Raw genomic sequence first — 15,349 nt, forward strand, 5'->3', positions numbered from 1 at the left:
CCGCCGTGAAGCCTCCCGCAATCATCAAGACCGCCGCCGAGTGGGCCCTGCCGCACTGGACCCGCGGGCAGGCGGGGCGCGAGACGCCGCCCGACCTGTTCAGGGTTCTCTACTACGGCTGGCTGGTGGCGTTCACGTTCAAGGTGCTCGGCGCGACCTGGGACGTCTCCTGGCACTTCAAGTGGCTGCGCGACGACCTGGCGCCGCCCCACCTGCTCAACTCCGTCGGCACGGCCCTGGCCCTCGCGCTGACCGTGATCCACGGCTACACCGGCTTCGGCGTGGACAAGGCGGCGCTCCGGCTGATCCAGTGGGGCACCGGCATATTTCTCGTCGCGGTGCCGCTCGACCTGATCAACCACCGGGTCAACGGCCTGGACATCACCTCGTGGAGCCCGTCCCACCTCATGCTGTACGGGGGCTCGTTCTTCATGATCGCCGGGGTGATCCGCGGCTGGTTCATGGGTGCGCCGCCCGGCAGGGAGCGCACGGTCATGCTGGGCGCGTTCTTCGCGTTCTTCCTGGAGAACGTGCACTTCCCTGAGCAGCACCAGGAATACGGCATCCTGTCGATCGGCGCCTGGGACAACCACGCCATCTACGCCGAGCCCATCCTGCTGCGGTTCGCCGCCGACCAGATGGGCCGTCCGGTCGACCGGGTGATGATGACCAACTTCACCCTTCCCGTGCCGGACTTCCTCTATCCGGTGTACGCGGTGGTCGTCGGCGTGACCGTGCTGGTCGTGGCCCGGATGATGATCGGCAGGTTCGGGGCGGCGACGCTGGTGGCCGGCTCCTACCTGGCCTTCAGGACGGTGGCCTGGCCGTTGCTGACGTTGACCAATTTCCCGCCGTCCGCGCTGCCGTACTTCCTGGTGATCGCCGGTATCTGCGTGGATCTCGCGTTCGCCGTACGTCTGCCCATGCGGGGTCTGGCGCCGGTGCGCGCGGTGATCGGGGCGACCGTGGCGACGGCCGCCGTCTACGGCGCGCTCACCGCGCAGAGCTCGATCATGGGAGCGGTGTACGGCGCGCTGAAGGAGCAGACCGGCCTGCTCGGCGCGCCGCCCCTGGTCCCGTCGTCGGCCGTCTGGGCCGGGGCGGGGCTGATGATCGCCTGGCTGGTCTGCGAGTGGCTCGCGACGCGGCGTCAGCCGATCGAGGCCCGGGTGATCGCGACCGCCACGCCGTAGGCCATCCCCATCAGGGCGACCTCGGCGGCCACCCAGCCGACCACGGCCGTGGGCTCGGCCCGGCGGATCAACGGCAGCAGCCGGAACCTGATGTGCCCAGCCAGCGGCACCAGCAACGCGGTGAGCGTCAGCTTCACCACCACGAGCACCCCGTAGTGGCTGGTCACGATGGCGCCCGGCAGCTCCACGCCGGGCGTCAGCGCCATCGTGCCCAGCCCGGTGATCAGCCCGGACAGGCCGACCAGCAGCAGGCAGACGGTCGCCATCCTGGAGAAGCGCGGCAGCGCGGCGGCCAGCAGCGACGGCCGCGGCGCGACGAACACCGCCACCGCCACCAGGCCGCCCGCCCACGCCGCCGCGCCCATCACGTGCGTCTCCATCGCGATCATGATGGGGTCGTGCCAGACGGAGTTGACCGCGTGACCGGTCACCGGAATCGGCAGCAGGCCGAACAGCGCCACGATGATCCGCAGCTCGGCGGGCACCTTCTCACCGAACCGCACGGCCATCAGCCCGATGCCCGCCGCCACCAGCGCGCACGCGGCGCTGAACAGCAGGCCCTGCCCGGTGCCGACGCCGTCGACGTAGGCGGCGATCATGCCGACCGTGGGCAGGCCGCCCGGGTTCAGCTCGGCCGTCTGGAACACGATCGTCAGCAGCGCGCAGACCGCCCACGCCCACGCGGCGGTGACGGTGAGCGGCCGCGTCCTGCGCAGGACCGGCTCGGTCAGCTCCGGCGCGTCGAAGCCGAGCAGCTTGGGCACCAGGCTCAGCCCCACCACGGCCACGGCCGCCAGATCGAGCAGCACCCGTACGATCGGCAGCCCGTACGCCACGACCGGCCCCGGCATCGGGATGCCCGGCACCGCCTCCTGGGCGGTGAACGTGCTGGCCGCCACGGCGGCGACGATCGCGCACACCGCGAACGCCCCGACCACCCACCGCCCGCCGATGCGCTGCCCAGGGGGCGCGGTGATCGTCACGCGCCCGCCCCTTCGTTGTCGCGCCTCTCGCTGTCGGCTGGGGCAGGGGTGCGGGCGCGGCGCAGCGACACGGCCGTGCCGGCGGCCAGCACCAGCAGCGCCCCCACGATCCACACCACGGCCATCCCCGCCCCGCCGTTCGCCGCCGCCTCGGCGGCCTCGGCCCCGGCGTCCCCGGTGCCGCCCTTGACGGCGTCCTGCGTCCCGGCGCCCTCCTGTACGGCCGTGGCGCCCGCCGCGAGAGTAAAACTGATCTTGCCGGTGACCGGATGCCCGTCGGCCGACAGGATCCGGTAGCCCACCACGTAGGCCCCGGCCGTCCGCAGCGGCTTGACCTTGATCGACACCTTCTCAGCGGCGACCTCGGCCGTCCCGTCGGCCCACGCCGTGCCGTCGGCCCCGGTCACGCCCACCTGCGCGTATCCCTGGCGTACCGCCTGGTCGAACACGAGCGTGATCCGCCCGGGCGCGGCGCTCAGCGTCGCGCCGTCCTTGGGGTCGCTGCCGACCAGCACGTTGTGCGCTCGCGCCGGGAGAGCGACGCCCACCCCGGCGAAGGCGAGCAGCAGGATCACGACCAGCCGCCGCACCGAACTCGTCAAGTCTCTACTCGTCAAGTCTCTACTCGCAAAGTCTTGTCGCCGGGTGAGCCGGTGAACCGTGCCGCTCAACGCGACCTCCTCATCACCCTCGTCATAAGAGTGGACGCCAACAGAAACCCGAATATCGTCTCACCATGACGAACCTGTTCGGCGGCGCCGCCCCCTTCTACGCCAAGTACCGGCCCGGATACGGGGAGGAGGCGATCGGCTGCCTGGCCCGGGCGTTCGGCCCCGGCAGCCGGGTGCTGGACCTCGGTTGCGGCCCCGGTACGGTGGCGATCCCGCTGGCGGGGGCCGTGCGCCAGGTGATCGCCGTGGACCCGGACGCGGGCATGCTGGCCGAGGGCAGACGCGTCGCCGCCGGTACGCCGAACATCCGCTGGCTGTCCGGCGACTCCACGACATTGACCGCCTTGCCGCCCTTCGACGACGTCGTCATGGGCAGGTCGTTCCACTGGATGGACCGCAGGGCCGTACTGGCCGAGCTGGACCTGCTGCTGCCGCCGGACGGGGCGGTGGCCCTGATCGGACCCTCCCGCGACCCAGGCGAGCACGCGTGGGAGCCGGTCGTGCGGGAGGTGCGCGCCGAGTTCGCGATGAACGAGTTCACGGCGGCCAACTCCTTCCAGGCCAGCGGGGAGCATCATGACGACGTGCTCGCGGACTCGCCGTTCGACCGGCTGGAGTCGAGCCTGTTCGAAAAGCGGCTGACCTGGGACGTCGACGCCGTGATCGGGCTGCAGCTGTCGTACTCGTACACCACTCCCGACAGGCTCGGCGACAGGGTGACGGAGTTCACCGACGCGGTCCGGCGGGTGCTCCTGGCCGCCAACCCGTCGGGCGTGTGGGAAGAGCGGGCGATCACCGAAGTGCTGGTCGCCCGCCGTTCCTAAAAACCCCTCAGGCCCAGATGCCCATGACCTGCCAGATCGGCCGGGTGAGAGCGTTCACCAGGCCGATCTCGGTGCACAGCTCGCGGGTCTTGCCCACCGAGTCGCGGATCTCCCGCTTGGCCGCCGGATTGCGCAGGTACACCTCGGTCACCACGTCACGCGGGATGGCGAACCGCCTGATCATCGGCCCCGGTGGCGCCAGCATGATCCTGGCCATGATCCCCAGGATGATCGGCGAGGCGACACCCAGCATGAGGCGCCGGTAGCGCGGCATCCTCGGCACCCGGTTGCGCAGGTAGTGCCGGGCGAAGGAGATGTGCCTGGCCTCCTCCGCGATATGGATGCGCATGATCGTCTCTTCGAGCGGGTGGTGGACCCGGTCGTCCTTGAGCACCTTGCGCTGGACGTGGTCGATCGGGTCCTCGCCGCCGAGCACGAACACGAAGAACAGCTCGGTCGAGATCAGTGGGATCCAGGGAGCGACCTGGGCGAGGAGGCTGAGCGGCCCCGGCATGCCGCGCACCGGGAGCTTCGTCCGGTTGACGAACTCCTGGAACATCATCCCGTGATGTCCCTCTTCGATGGTCTCGTGGTAGACGTAGCGGAATTCGGGTGACCCGTTCGGCAGCCGGTAGGCGTAGTTGAGCAGGCCGCGCTTGAGGAGGTTCTCGAACTGCAGTCCGATCTTCATCGCCGTGGCCAGCCGCCACAGCCCGATCCTGGCCCGCGTCTCGGGGGAGCGGCTTTGGTACCACGGGTGGGCGCCGAGCTTGTCCACCTGCGGTAGTTGCCAGCGAGGGTCGGTCTGGTCGACGAGGAACTCCGGATCCTCCCAGGGGATGTCCTTGTACGGTTCCCAGTGCTTGTCGACCGACGCCTTCGACAGGCGCTGGATGACCGCCTCGTAGGCGCTCCGGTCGGCGACCCGCTCGTCGGTCTCCCTGGCGGTGGTAGAGCTCGGTGCGCGTGTCATCGCCTGCTCCTCTCCTCGCCCGGTAATTGTACGAAGCATCCAATAAGAGGGGAAGAGTGACGCCAGTCACAGGTCGTCCGGGTTCAGGCCGACCTCGGCGGCGGCCGTCGCACGGAGCAGCCGGGTGGCCCAGCGGCGCGACACGACCTTGGGGTGCACGTGGATCTGGATGGCCAGCCCGTCGAGCAACGCGAAGATCCGCCAGGTGGACTCCTCGGGATCGGGGCAGACGAAGTCGCCCGACGCCACGCCGGCCTCGATGATCCCGCGCAGCAGCGTCCTGCCTCGCAGGTCGAGCCGTCGCGAGGTCTGCTCGAGCTCCTTGTTGCGCATGGACTCCGACCAGGCGTCGATCCACAGGCGCCAGCCATCGGAGGAGCCCGCGGGGGAGGAGCGGCGCAACAGCGCACGCAGCCGCTCGGGCGGCGTGCCCGGCGAGCGCTCGATGGCGTCCAGAGTGTCGAGATGCATCCGGGCGGCATAGGCGAACGCCTGCGCGAACAGCTCGTCCTTGGTCTCGAAGTGGTAGAACAGCAGCGCCTGGCTCACGCCGGCGGCTCTGGCTATGTCGATCGTCCTGGTGTGCCCGAACCCCTGCTCGGCGATCACTTCGCAGGCTGTCTTCAGTAAATCTTCGCGCCGTAATCGGCTGAAACCCCGTGTCACAGCGGGCCACTTTAACTACTAGCCCGGGGGATTTGTAGGACAAACCGGGCACCGATGTCGGAATCTTCGACCGTGAGAGTACCACCGTGCGCCGTGGCGATCTCGCGGGCGATGGGCAGCCCGAGCCCCGTGCCCCCCGCGTCGCGGTTGCGTGAGGCGTCCAGCCGGGTGAAGCGGCGGAAGACGTTCTCGCGCTGGTCCGGCGCGATCCCCGCGCCGTCGTCCAGGACCTCCAGTACGCCCCAGTCGTCCCGCTCGTCGACGGTCACGGTGATCGTGGACTCGGCGTGCCGCTCGGCGTTGTCGAGCAGGTTCGCCAGCAGGCGGGTCAGGCGCAGCGGGTCACCGGTCACCACCACCTCCGGCCGCAGCTCCAGCTCCACGCGCTTGCCGGGCGGCCGGCGGGCCAGCTCCTCCTCGACCAGCTCGGCCAGGTTCACGTCGGCGCCCAGGCCGGGCGCGCCCGCGTCGAGCTTGGCCAGCGTCAGCAGGTCGGTGACGATGGCCTGCAGCCGGTCGAGGCTCGACAGCAGGGCCACGGCGGTGCGTGGCCAGTCGGCCTCGTCCGGATGGAGCATGGCCTCCTCTATCTGGGCGCGCATCGCGGTGAGCGGGGTACGCAGGTCGTGCGAGGCGTCGGCGGCGAACCTGCGCTCCTGCTGGACCGCGTGCTCCAGCCGGTCCAGGGTCTGGTTCACGGTCCGGGCGAGGTCGTCGAGCTCGTCGCGGTGCGGCAGGGGCGGCACCCGGCGGCCCAGGTCCGTGGCGGTGATCTCGGCCAGCTCGGTCTTGATGTCCGTGACGGGCTGCAGCGCCTTGACCACCGTCGTCCTGGCCACGTACGCGGAGATCGCGGAGAGCAGCAGCACGGCGAGCAGCACGCCCGCCACATAGAGCGGGCTGATGTACCAGGGGACTGCCGGGACGTAGGCGCAGACCGTCCAGAACGCCGACCCGACCGGCACCCGGTACCCCACGACGATCAGGCATTTCACGCCCGGCACCCGGTTGGTGCAGACCGTGGCGTCCAGGCGGTTGTCGTCGCCGGTGGAGGCGTCCCTGATGAGCGGCGGATAGCCCAGCAGTCTCGGGCTGGCCTGCCGTACCGTGCCGTGGTCGTCGATCACCTGGAGGAGATCGACGTCCTCGGTGCTCGCCACGGGCCTCATTCGCTCCGGCGCGGACCGCTGGACGCCGACCGCGACCCGGCGAGCCGCGCCGGCCGCGTGCTCAATCTGGTACCCGGTCAGCACGCTGTGCGCGAGCGGTGTGATGAGCACCGCGGTGACGAAGTAGCCGACCAGCGTCGACAGCAGGGCGGCCACCGTCATCCGGCGCCGCACCGACCACCTGGCGAACACCGCTCAGCCTTCCACACTGGGGAGCCGAGGGAGCCGCACCACGAAACGTGCGCCGCGGTCGGAGTCCTCCAGGGTCAGGGTGCCGCCGTGAGCCAGCGCGATCTCGCGGGCGATGGCCAGCCCCAGCCCGGTGCCGCAGGCGTCGCGCTCGCGCGCGGCGCTCAGCCGGGTGAAGCGCTGGAACACCACCTCCCGCTGGTCCGGCGCGATGCCCGCGCCGTCGTCCACGACCTCGATCACGGCCACTCCATCGTGCTCCCGTACGGTCACCGTGACCTGGGACTCGGCATGGCGCTCCGCGTTGTCCAGCAGGTTGGTGAGCAGGCGGGCCAGCCGGACCGGGTCGCCCATGACGGTCACGCCCGGCTCCAGCGTGGTGATCACCGGCTTGGACCGCCGCCCGGCCGTCTCGGCGCCCACCAGTTCGGCCAGGTCGACGGGCTCGCGGACGGCGGGGGCGCCCGCGTCGAGCTGGGCCAGCGTCAGCAGGTCGCCGACGATGGCCTGGAGGCGGTCCAGGCTGCCCAGCAGCGCCACCCCGGTCCGCTGCCAGTCGGCGTCGCCGGGGTACAGCATGGCCTCTTCGACCTCCGCGCGCATGGCGGTGATCGGACTGCGCAGGTCGTGCGAGACGTCGGCGACGAACCTGCGCTGCCGCTCGGCCGCGTGCTCCAGCCGGTCGACCCGCCGGAGCGTCCTGGCCACCACCCGGGACACGCCGAACCAGGTCAGCGCCACCAGCGCGAGCGAGTCGCCGCCCAGGAACCCCAGCACGGCCGGGTGGACGTAGCGCGGCACCATGGCCGCGGCCGCGTAGACGAGCCAGTCGCCGCCCCGCTCATAGACGCGCAGGACCGTCAGGATCTCGCACCGGCCGGGGAAGCCGGGCAGGTCGCACACGACCCGGGTGCGGTTGGCGTTGTCGGCGTCGGGTGTCCACTCGCTCATGCGCGGGCGGCCGGTCAGGTTCGCCGTCGCGGACACCACCCGTCCGGCAGAGTCGACGACCTGGATCCCGTCCACCTCGCCGCTGATGACCGGAGGCAGCTCATGTCGCTTGACCAGGTGCACGACGCGCAGGGCGGCGGTGAGCACCTCGTTGGTGCGGCGCCCGACCGCCGTGGTGTGCACCGCGTGCAGCGCGAACGCGCTGACCACGACGCACAGCAGCGCCATGGCGACGCTCGCGAACAGCGTCAACCGCGCACGCACGGACCGCCCGAACCGTGTGACCACGCCTTTCCCCCCGGCGATCAGCCGATCACACCTAGTAGCCCCCATCCTAATTAACGGAGATTCGGCGACAAATCCGGATAAAACGCCAACCGAACGGCGCTCTATGCGTGCCGCATTCGGCTGGTTAGAGTAAGTGAGCACTGATGTCAGGGAGACGATGTGAACCTTGATGAGTATCGGCATGCCGCCAGGGCCTGGCTCCTCGAAAACGCTCCGGCCGGTGACTCCCCGGAGACCGACCCGGTCGCCAGGGCCAAGGACTTCATGGCCCGGCTCTACGACGCCGGATACTCCGGCATCACCTGGCCGGCCCGCTGGGGCGGTCAGGGGCTGACGCAGGCGGAGGAGCGCGCGTTCGCCGCCGCGGCCCGCGACTTCACCTTGCCCACCTACGTCTTCTCGATCGGCCTGGGCATGACGGGCCCGACGCTGGTCGACCGGGGCACCGACGAGCAGCGCGAACGCTTCGTCCGGCCGCTGCTGCGCGGCGAGGAGATCTGGTGCCAGCTCTTCTCGGAGCCGGGCGCGGGCAGCGACGTGGCCAGCCTGCAGACCAGGGCCGTACGCGACGGCGACGACTGGATCGTCAACGGCCAGAAGGTCTGGACCTCGGTCGCCCACCACGCCGACTGGGGACTGCTGCTGGCCCGCACCGACGTCGAGGTGCCCAAGCACAAGGGCCTGACCATGTTCGTGGTCGACATGCACCATCCGGGCGTCACGATCCGGCCGCTCAAGGACATGACCGGCCGGGCCAACTTCAACGAGATCTTCTTCGACGACGTCCCCATCCCCGACGCGCACCGCGTCGGCGAGGTCAACGACGGCTGGAGCGTGGCCGTCACGACGCTCCTGCACGAGCGGCTGTCGATCTCGGCGGGCGTCGGCATGGGCCAGGGCAAGGACGACCCCACCTCGCTGGCGGCGCTGCGCCAGGTGGTCGACACCGCCGACCCGCTGGTCAGGGACGAGCTGGTCGAGCTGCACATCCGCTCGCGGGCGCTCGCCCTGTTCAACCAGCGCCTCTCCCAGGAGACCAAGGCGGGGATCTTCCCCGGTGCCCGCGGCAGCGCCGCCAAGCTGCTGCTGGCCGAGCTGTACCTGTACCAGGCCGACCTCGCGACCCGGCTCGTCGGGCCCGAGGCGGTCGTCGGCGGCCACCCGCTGGCGCAGGCGATCTCCATGGCACCCGGCATGTCGCTGGGCGGCGGCACCAACGAGATCATGCGCAACATCATCGGCGACCGCGTGCTGAACCTGCCGCCCGAGCCCCGGGTGGACAAGACCGTGCCGTTCAAGGACCTGAAGGTGGGGACGCAGGGGTGAAGCTCGTACTCAGCCAGGAGCAGCAGGAGCTCCGCGCCGCCGTCCGCTCGTTCCTGGCCGCGGCCTCACCGCTGACTAAGGTCCGCGAGGGCTACGACCGGGAGGTGTACACGCGGCTCAACGGCGAGCTCGGCCTGTCCGGGCTGATCATCCCGGAGGAGTACGGCGGGGCGGGCGCGGGCTTCGCGGAGCTGGCCGTGGCACTGGAGGAGACGGGCGCCGCGCTGCTGCCCGGACCCTTCCTCACCACGGCGTTCGCCACGATCGCGCTGACCCGGGTGCCGGACAAGGAGCTGCTGACCGCCATCGCCGAGGGCCGGATCACCGCCACGCTCGCCATCGGCCAGCTCGACCGGGTGCTCAACGGGATGGAGGCCGACGTCCTCCTGCTGCGCGACGGCGGGGTCCTGACGGCCGTCGACCTCACCGCGCCCGGCGTCACCAGGACCGCCCTGGAGACGCTCGACCTGACCCGCGGCCAGGCCCGCGTGGAGCTGGACGGCGTGCCCCGCCGTGAGCTCGGCCCGCTGCCGGACGGCGTCGACGACCTGCTCGCCGTGGCGCTGGCGGCCGAGCAGCTCGGCGTGCTGCGGGCCGCGCTGGCCGCCATCGTCGCCTACGCCAAGATCAGGGTCGCCTTCGGCCGCTACATCGGCTCCTACCAGGGGGTCAAGCACAAGCTCGCCGACATGCACTGCAAGCTGGAGCAGGCCGAGTCCATCGTCCGCTTCGCCGCCTGGGCCGCCGACGAGTCGCCGGAGGAGCTGCCCGCCGCCGCCGCGCTCGCCCAGGCGTACGTGGGGCGGGCCTGCTTCGAGGTGGCCCGTGACCACCTGCTGCTGTACGGCGGCATCGGCTACACCTGGGAGCACGACGCGCACCTGTTCTACAAACGGGCCAAGGCCGACGAAGTGCTGCTCGGCCCGCCACGAATCCACCGGGCCCGCCTCGCCGAGCTGCTGGAGCTGTGATGGACATCAGCGGACTGCCCGGCTTCTACGCGATCGCCGCCGCCGACCCGGACCGGCTCGCGGTCATCGACGTGGACGGGTCCCGGACCACGTACGGCGAGCTGCTCACCCGGGTCAACCAGGTGTCGCACGGCCTGCGCGCCCGTGGGCTGACCGACCGGGACGTGGTGGCCGGCGTGCTGCCGAACGGCCTCGACGCGGTGATCATGATCATGGCGACCGGGCAGATCGGCCTCTACTACGTGCCGATCAACTGGCATCTCACCGAGGCGGAGGTGGCCTACATCCTGGAGGACTGCGACGCGAAGATCGTGGTCACCGCCGACGGCCACGTACCCGGGAGCGAGATCGGCACGGCCGGACTGGCCGAGGGGCAGCCGGGAGAGGCGCCCGGCGGGCGGGCCGGCGGGGCCGTCATGTGGTACACCTCCGGCACCACCGGCTTCCCCAAGGGCGTGCAGCGGCCGCTGTCCGGAGCCGAGCCCGAGGCGGTCGTCCCGCTCTATGTCTGGTTCCTCGGCGAGATCGTGGACCTGGTGCCCGGCGAGGCCGTGCACCTGGTCACCTCGCCGATGTACCACTCGGCGCCGTGCGCCCACACGCAGTTCGCGCTGCACCTCGGCCACACCGTGGTGATCACGCCGCGCTTCGAGCCGGAGAACATCCTGGAGCTGGTCGAGCGCCACCAGGTGACGAACGCGATGATGGTCCCGACCATGTTCCACCGGATGCTGCGGCTGCCGGAGGAGGTCAAAGCGCGCTACGACGTGTCGAGCCTGCGGCAGGTCATCCACACCGGCGCGGCCTGCCCGGTCGCGGTCAAGCAGGGGATCATGGACTGGTGGGGGCCGGTGCTCTACGAGTACTACGGCTCGACCGAGTCGACGATCGCCTTCTCGGTCAAGCCGCACGACTGGCTGGCCCGGCCCGGCACCGTGGGCAAGCCGGCGCCCACGTTCGAGGTCAGGATCCTCGACGAGGCCGGTCAGGAGCTGCCGCCCGGCGAGCCCGGCATGATCTACGTCAAGTCCAGCCTGGGCACCTTCGAATACCGCAAGGACCCGGCGAAGACGGCCGCCAGCATGCGCGGCGAGTGGTACACCCCCGGCGACATCGGCTACCTCGACAAGGACGGCTTCCTGTTCCTGTGCGACCGGCGCACCGACCTGATCGTCTCCGGCGGGGTCAACATCTACCCGGCCGAGATCGAGGCCGCGCTGCTGGAGCACCCCCTCGTGGCGGACGTGGCCGTCATCGGGGTGCCCGACGAGGAGTGGGGGCACAGCGTGGTCGCCCTCGTCCAGCCAGTGGCGGGCGTCACGGGCGATCCTGAGCTCAGCGCCGAGCTGCTGCGGCACTGCGAGCCGCGCATCGCCCGGTTCAAGCACCCGAAGGTGATCCAATACCGGGACGCGCTGCCCCGCACGCCGACGGGGAAGCTGTCGCGGTCCAAGGTCAGGCGGGAGTACCTCGACTCGCGGTGAAGACCAGCTCGTCGGAGTACCCCTTCTCGTCGCCCAGGTAGAACCGGGTCGACAGGGTGCGGTCGGTCGGATCGAAGACCGTGCTCCAGACCGTGCGGAACGGCAGCGCCGGGTCCGGCCGCACCGCCAGCAGGCTCGCGCGCAGGTCCTCGGGCGACATCAGCGCGCCCTTGCTCCGCTCGTACAGCGAACGCAGCCGCCCGTACGTCTGGAAGCTGGACGCGGTGTCCTCGGGCAGGTTCATCGGGTCGGGATTGCGGTGCAGGAGGTGGTTGGTGACGCAGAGCGGCGCGTCGCCGAACTCGATGATGTGCTCCGCGCCGTCCGCGCCGCGCTCCCACACGAACGCCCGGCCCTGCGCGTCGGCGACGAGGTAGTGCAGCGGCACGCCGTGGTCGTACTGCTTGGCGCCGAGGAGCGCCTGCTTGGCCTGCTCCACGTTCTCGCAGGTGTCGACGAGGAACCGGGGCAACTGCGTGCTGCCCACCCCGACCTGCGGCGAGACGTTCTCGGGCGGCTCGGCGGTGGAGAAGTCGGCGATGAGCAGCATGACGACCAGACCGGCCTCGTTGACGCCGTCCATGCAGCCGTCGAGCTCGGACATCGTGATGACGGTGGAGGCCAGGCCGGTGTCGGGCACCGTGGTGATGACGTACGGCCTGGACGACATCGGCAGCTCGCCGGGCCGGGCGGCCTGGCCCATGATCTCGCTGGTGGTCGTGGTGAAGAAGTCGTAGTTGCGGCCCACCCTGCCGTGGCCGTCGGTGGCGGCGGACGGCGGGCACCACAGCGCCGAGCAGCCCGAGCCCGCGGGCACGTAGCCCAGCCCGTCGACGGCCAGCTCGTCCTGGTCGGGGTCGAGGCCGAGCGCCGCGGCGGCGCCGTCCATGCGGGCGTGGTGCTGGGGCCAGTGCCGTTCGAACCAGGTCCGGCGGGCCCGGTTGACGGCGGGGTCGGCGGGCGTCGGCGCCCAGCCGAGCCTGAGGGCCTCCTCGGTGAGCGCCCGGCCGATCTCGACCTGGCTGCCGTGGAGGGTCAGGTGGCGGACGAGCTGGAAGTCGTTCCTGCCGCCCGCGATCTGCGTCATGTTCTTCATGACCGCCAGGCTGCCGCCGGGCGCTGACCGTTCTCCTACCGCCGACTGACGGTCTCCATCAGCGACGTACGGCGCGTCGGTAGCGATCCGCCAGGAGCAGTACGTGCTCGGCCAGCTCCGGCGGGTCGAGCACCTCGAAGTCCACCCCGATGAACCCGATCCACACGGCCATCCCCGGCAGGTCGTCGCCGCTCAGCCTGACCAGGCAGGTCGCCTCGTCGACCGGCTCGATGTCCAGCTTCAGCGGCGAGCGGCGCATCTCCTCGGCCGGGCGGTGCAGCAGCACCGTCGCGTGGTAGCGCCACATCGCGGTGGTCACGCCCTTCTCCACCCACGCGGCCACGTCGCCGTCGCCGGGCAGCTCGCGGGGCGTGAACCGGGGTCCCGTGGCCGGTGTCCGCAGCAGGAGGCGGTCCACCCGGAACGTCCGCCAGTCCCGCCGCTCGACGTCGTAGCCGACCAGGTACCACCGGCCGCGCCGGTGCACGAGCCGGTGCGGCTCGGCGTCGCGCATGGCCGAGGAGCCGTCGTGGCCGGTGTAGTCGAAGCGGAGCCGTTCGTGGTCGCGGGCGGCGTTGGCGATCGTGGTCAGCACCTCGGGCGCCACCGACGGGGCGTCGCCTGGGACCTGCACCGTGTAGGTGTTCAGGGCGTTGACCCGGCGCCGCAGCCGCGACGGCAGTACCTGCTCCAGCTTGGCCAGGGCGCGTACCGAGGTCTCCTCGATGCCCTGGACGCCGCCGCCCGCCGCGCGGCCGAGACCGACGGCCACCGCGACCGCCTCCTCGTCGTCGAGCAGCAGCGGCGGCAGCGCGGCCCCGGCGCCGAGCCGGTAGCCGCCCGCGACGCCCGGCGTGGCGTGCACGGGGTAGCCGAGGCTGCGCAGCCGCTCGACGTCGTTGCGGATCGTCCTGGTGGAGACCCCGAGCCGCGTGGACAGCTCGGGGCCCGACCAGTCCTTGTGCGCCTGGAGCAGGGACAGCAGCTTGAGCAGGCGGGCCGAGGTGTCGAGCATGCCTGCCAGTCTGCCCGCCATCGCGGAAAGCCTGGTTCCGCGATGGGGGATTCAGCCGAACAGTTTGTTCGCCTGCTGGATCACCGTCAGCACGGTGAGCGTGCCGAAGAAGGCGATCGACCAGACGAGCGCGCCCAGCCGGTACGACCTGACCTTGAGGGCTTCCGGCAGCGACCGGCGGTTCAGCACGATCAGCAGGATCGAGTAGACGAACATCATCACCGCCGCGAAACTGGCCGAGAACACCAGCAGGATCAGCGGCTGGTCGAACCCGAGCAGCAGGACCACGATGCCGATCAGCGCCATCGCCCACACGATGATGAAGTACACGCGGTTCTCGGAAATGGCCTTGTCCCGCAGGTAAATGGTCTTCAGCGCGTCGGAGGCCAGCCGGGAGGTGTAGTCGACGATGCCCATGGCCGAGGCGAACAGCGACAGCGCCCCGATCACCCAGAACAGCACACCGAACCACGGCCCGACCGACGCCTTCAGCGCCTCGCCCTCGACCTTCAGGAAGCCGATGCTGTTGGCCAGCCCCGGCTTACCGAACACCGTGGAGTAGGCGAGCATCGACATCAGCGCGATCGTCAGGAACGACACCAGCGCGAACGTGGCCGCCTGCTCGATGTTGGCGAAGCGCCACCACTGCTGCCATCGGGCCAGGTTCTCCTTGGTCGGCGCGAACTGGAAGCCCGTCGAGGCGGCCGCCTCCTCCTCGCCGGTGACCGGGCTGACCAGGCGCGGCACGTACAAGCCCATGCCGAAGCCCTTGTCGCGGATCCAGTTGCTCTGGCACAGGTTCTGGCCGCCGCCCGCGCCCGCGTAGGCGATCGCGCCCATCAGCACCGCGAACTCCAGCGGCGGCACCGGGAACCGTGCCCCGACGCTCAGGCCCTTGCCCAGCTCGATCCAGCTTTCGGCGTTGATGGCGAACAGGATCGCGACCACCGCGAGAATCAGCACCAGGGCGATCTTCACGAAGATCACCCGTTCCAGCAGGATGTAGATGACGGGCGCCATCGTCAGCCCGATCGCGATCACCAGCAGCATGCCGATCGCGATCCAGCGCACGCTGCCGGCGCCCGTGCCGGTCAGGTAGGTCATCATCGTGGCCGACGTGGTCACCCAGCCGGGCCACAGGTTCGAGCAGAGCGTCATCACGACGAAGACGAGGCTCCAGTGCTTCCACATCCTGCTGAAACCGGTCAGCGCGGTCTCGCCGGTGGCCAGCGTGTAGCGCTCGATCTCCATGTTGAGGAACCACTGGGTGATGATGCCGATCGCGGCGCCCCAGATGAAGACCAGGCCGACCTGGGAGGCGATGTACGGCCAGAGGATGAACTCGCCGGACGCCAGCCCGACCCCCGCGCCGACCAGGCCGGGACCGATGATGCGCCAGCTCGATCGGGGAGGGTCCGGAAGGTCTCGGACGGCGACGGGGGGCAGGACTCGCGCAGGAACAGTCGGGGTGAATTCCGCCATGCGGATCTCCTTGTTCGACGTGCGTAAGCGTCACATTACAGAGATCCGAAAGCCGAGTGGAATAGGCA

Annotated in this window: 14 protein-coding genes; 5 read left to right on the forward strand and 9 right to left on the reverse strand. The window is 70.6% G+C overall.

Features of this window, described 5'->3' with window-relative positions; genetic code table 11:
- The first annotated feature begins 5 nt into the window (after nucleotides 1-5).
- Nucleotides 6-1,193, forward strand: coding sequence for a hypothetical protein (locus ACGFJ2_RS38855; protein ID WP_393477085.1), 1,188 nt, complete (start codon nucleotides 6-8; stop codon nucleotides 1,191-1,193).
- On the opposite strand, the gene ACGFJ2_RS38860 is transcribed toward ACGFJ2_RS38855, so the two are convergent.
- Nucleotides 1,151-2,176, reverse strand: coding sequence for a CopD family protein (locus tag ACGFJ2_RS38860; protein ID WP_357940642.1), 1,026 nt, complete (start codon nucleotides 2,174-2,176; stop codon nucleotides 1,151-1,153). The genes ACGFJ2_RS38855 and ACGFJ2_RS38860 overlap by 43 nt on opposite strands.
- A complete protein-coding gene (locus tag ACGFJ2_RS38865) occupies nucleotides 2,173-2,778 on the reverse strand; it encodes a copper resistance CopC family protein (RefSeq protein WP_357940644.1) in 606 nt (201 codons plus the stop codon). The genes ACGFJ2_RS38860 and ACGFJ2_RS38865 overlap by 4 nt, the downstream gene beginning before the upstream one ends.
- A gap of 134 nt (nucleotides 2,779-2,912) precedes the next feature.
- Here ACGFJ2_RS38865 and ACGFJ2_RS38870 point away from each other — a divergent pair, with 134 nt between their 5' ends.
- Complete coding sequence (locus ACGFJ2_RS38870; protein WP_357940646.1) at nucleotides 2,913-3,671, forward strand: class I SAM-dependent methyltransferase; 759 nt, start codon at nucleotides 2,913-2,915, stop codon at nucleotides 3,669-3,671.
- Nucleotides 3,672-3,678: 7 nt separating this feature from the next.
- Here ACGFJ2_RS38870 and ACGFJ2_RS38875 read toward each other — a convergent pair whose 3' ends face one another.
- The 4 genes from ACGFJ2_RS38875 to ACGFJ2_RS38890 all read right to left on the reverse strand — a co-directional run bounded on the left by ACGFJ2_RS38875 (nucleotide 3,679) and on the right by ACGFJ2_RS38890 (nucleotide 7,907).
- Complete coding sequence (locus ACGFJ2_RS38875; RefSeq protein WP_393477090.1) at nucleotides 3,679-4,644, reverse strand: diiron oxygenase; 966 nt, start codon at nucleotides 4,642-4,644, stop codon at nucleotides 3,679-3,681.
- A 66-nt stretch (nucleotides 4,645-4,710) separates the two neighbouring features.
- Nucleotides 4,711-5,310, reverse strand: coding sequence for a TetR/AcrR family transcriptional regulator (locus ACGFJ2_RS38880; RefSeq protein WP_357940650.1), 600 nt, complete (start codon nucleotides 5,308-5,310; stop codon nucleotides 4,711-4,713).
- An 11-nt stretch (nucleotides 5,311-5,321) separates the two neighbouring features.
- Nucleotides 5,322-6,671, reverse strand: coding sequence for a HAMP domain-containing sensor histidine kinase (locus ACGFJ2_RS38885; RefSeq protein WP_357940652.1), 1,350 nt, complete (start codon nucleotides 6,669-6,671; stop codon nucleotides 5,322-5,324).
- Between the two features lie 3 nt (nucleotides 6,672-6,674).
- Entirely contained in the window at nucleotides 6,675-7,907 is a 1,233-nt protein-coding gene (locus ACGFJ2_RS38890) for a HAMP domain-containing sensor histidine kinase (RefSeq protein WP_357940654.1), read from the reverse strand.
- A 159-nt stretch (nucleotides 7,908-8,066) separates the two neighbouring features.
- Here ACGFJ2_RS38890 and ACGFJ2_RS38895 point away from each other — a divergent pair, with 159 nt between their 5' ends.
- The 3 genes from ACGFJ2_RS38895 to ACGFJ2_RS38905 are packed head-to-tail and all read left to right on the forward strand — an operon-like array spanning nucleotide 8,067 to nucleotide 11,688.
- The gene (locus ACGFJ2_RS38895; RefSeq protein WP_357940656.1) at nucleotides 8,067-9,233 is read left to right on the forward strand and encodes an acyl-CoA dehydrogenase family protein; all 1,167 of its coding nucleotides are present in this window, start codon (nucleotides 8,067-8,069) and stop codon (nucleotides 9,231-9,233) included.
- On the forward strand, nucleotides 9,230-10,204 hold the full coding sequence (locus ACGFJ2_RS38900; protein WP_393477095.1) for an acyl-CoA dehydrogenase family protein: 975 nt from the start codon (nucleotides 9,230-9,232) through the stop codon (nucleotides 10,202-10,204). Before ACGFJ2_RS38895 ends, ACGFJ2_RS38900 begins: the two co-directional genes overlap by 4 nt.
- A complete protein-coding gene (locus ACGFJ2_RS38905; protein ID WP_393477098.1) occupies nucleotides 10,204-11,688 on the forward strand; it encodes an AMP-binding protein in 1,485 nt (494 codons plus the stop codon). Before ACGFJ2_RS38900 ends, ACGFJ2_RS38905 begins: the two co-directional genes overlap by 1 nt.
- On the opposite strand, the gene ACGFJ2_RS38910 is transcribed toward ACGFJ2_RS38905, so the two are convergent.
- From ACGFJ2_RS38910 to ACGFJ2_RS38920, 3 genes are read right to left on the reverse strand one after another with little or no spacing between them, the layout of a single operon-like run.
- Nucleotides 11,660-12,784 (reverse strand): C45 family autoproteolytic acyltransferase/hydolase, encoded by a 1,125-nt coding sequence (locus ACGFJ2_RS38910; protein ID WP_393477101.1) that lies wholly within the window; start codon nucleotides 12,782-12,784, stop codon nucleotides 11,660-11,662. The genes ACGFJ2_RS38905 and ACGFJ2_RS38910 overlap by 29 nt on opposite strands.
- Before the next feature lie 58 nt (nucleotides 12,785-12,842).
- Nucleotides 12,843-13,799 carry a WYL domain-containing protein gene (locus tag ACGFJ2_RS38915; RefSeq protein ID WP_357941473.1) on the reverse strand — a complete coding sequence of 319 codons (957 nt, stop codon included), beginning with the start codon at nucleotides 13,797-13,799 and terminating at the stop codon, nucleotides 12,843-12,845.
- A gap of 51 nt (nucleotides 13,800-13,850) precedes the next feature.
- Nucleotides 13,851-15,281, reverse strand: coding sequence for an Nramp family divalent metal transporter (locus ACGFJ2_RS38920; protein WP_393477104.1), 1,431 nt, complete (start codon nucleotides 15,279-15,281; stop codon nucleotides 13,851-13,853).
- Nucleotides 15,282-15,349 lie beyond the last annotated feature (68 nt).

Source organism: Nonomuraea sp. NPDC049028 (genome assembly GCF_043197735.1).
Lineage (GTDB): Bacteria > Actinomycetota > Actinomycetes > Streptosporangiales > Streptosporangiaceae > Nonomuraea.

What these genes read in the sequence shown, in the direction of transcription:
- ACGFJ2_RS38870 (WP_357940646.1), top strand. Translation starts at nt 2,913, where the DNA reads ATGACGAACCTGTTCGGCGGCGCCGCCCCCTTCTACGCCAAGTACCGG.
- ACGFJ2_RS38875 (WP_393477090.1), bottom strand. Translation starts at nt 4,644, where the DNA reads ATGACACGCGCACCGAGCTCTACCACCGCCAGGGAGACCGACGAGCGG.
- ACGFJ2_RS38905 (WP_393477098.1), top strand. Translation starts at nt 10,204, where the DNA reads ATGGACATCAGCGGACTGCCCGGCTTCTACGCGATCGCCGCCGCCGAC.
- ACGFJ2_RS38910 (WP_393477101.1), bottom strand. Translation starts at nt 12,784, where the DNA reads ATGAAGAACATGACGCAGATCGCGGGCGGCAGGAACGACTTCCAGCTC.
- ACGFJ2_RS38915 (WP_357941473.1), bottom strand. Translation starts at nt 13,799, where the DNA reads ATGCTCGACACCTCGGCCCGCCTGCTCAAGCTGCTGTCCCTGCTCCAG.
- ACGFJ2_RS38920 (WP_393477104.1), bottom strand. Translation starts at nt 15,281, where the DNA reads ATGGCGGAATTCACCCCGACTGTTCCTGCGCGAGTCCTGCCCCCCGTC.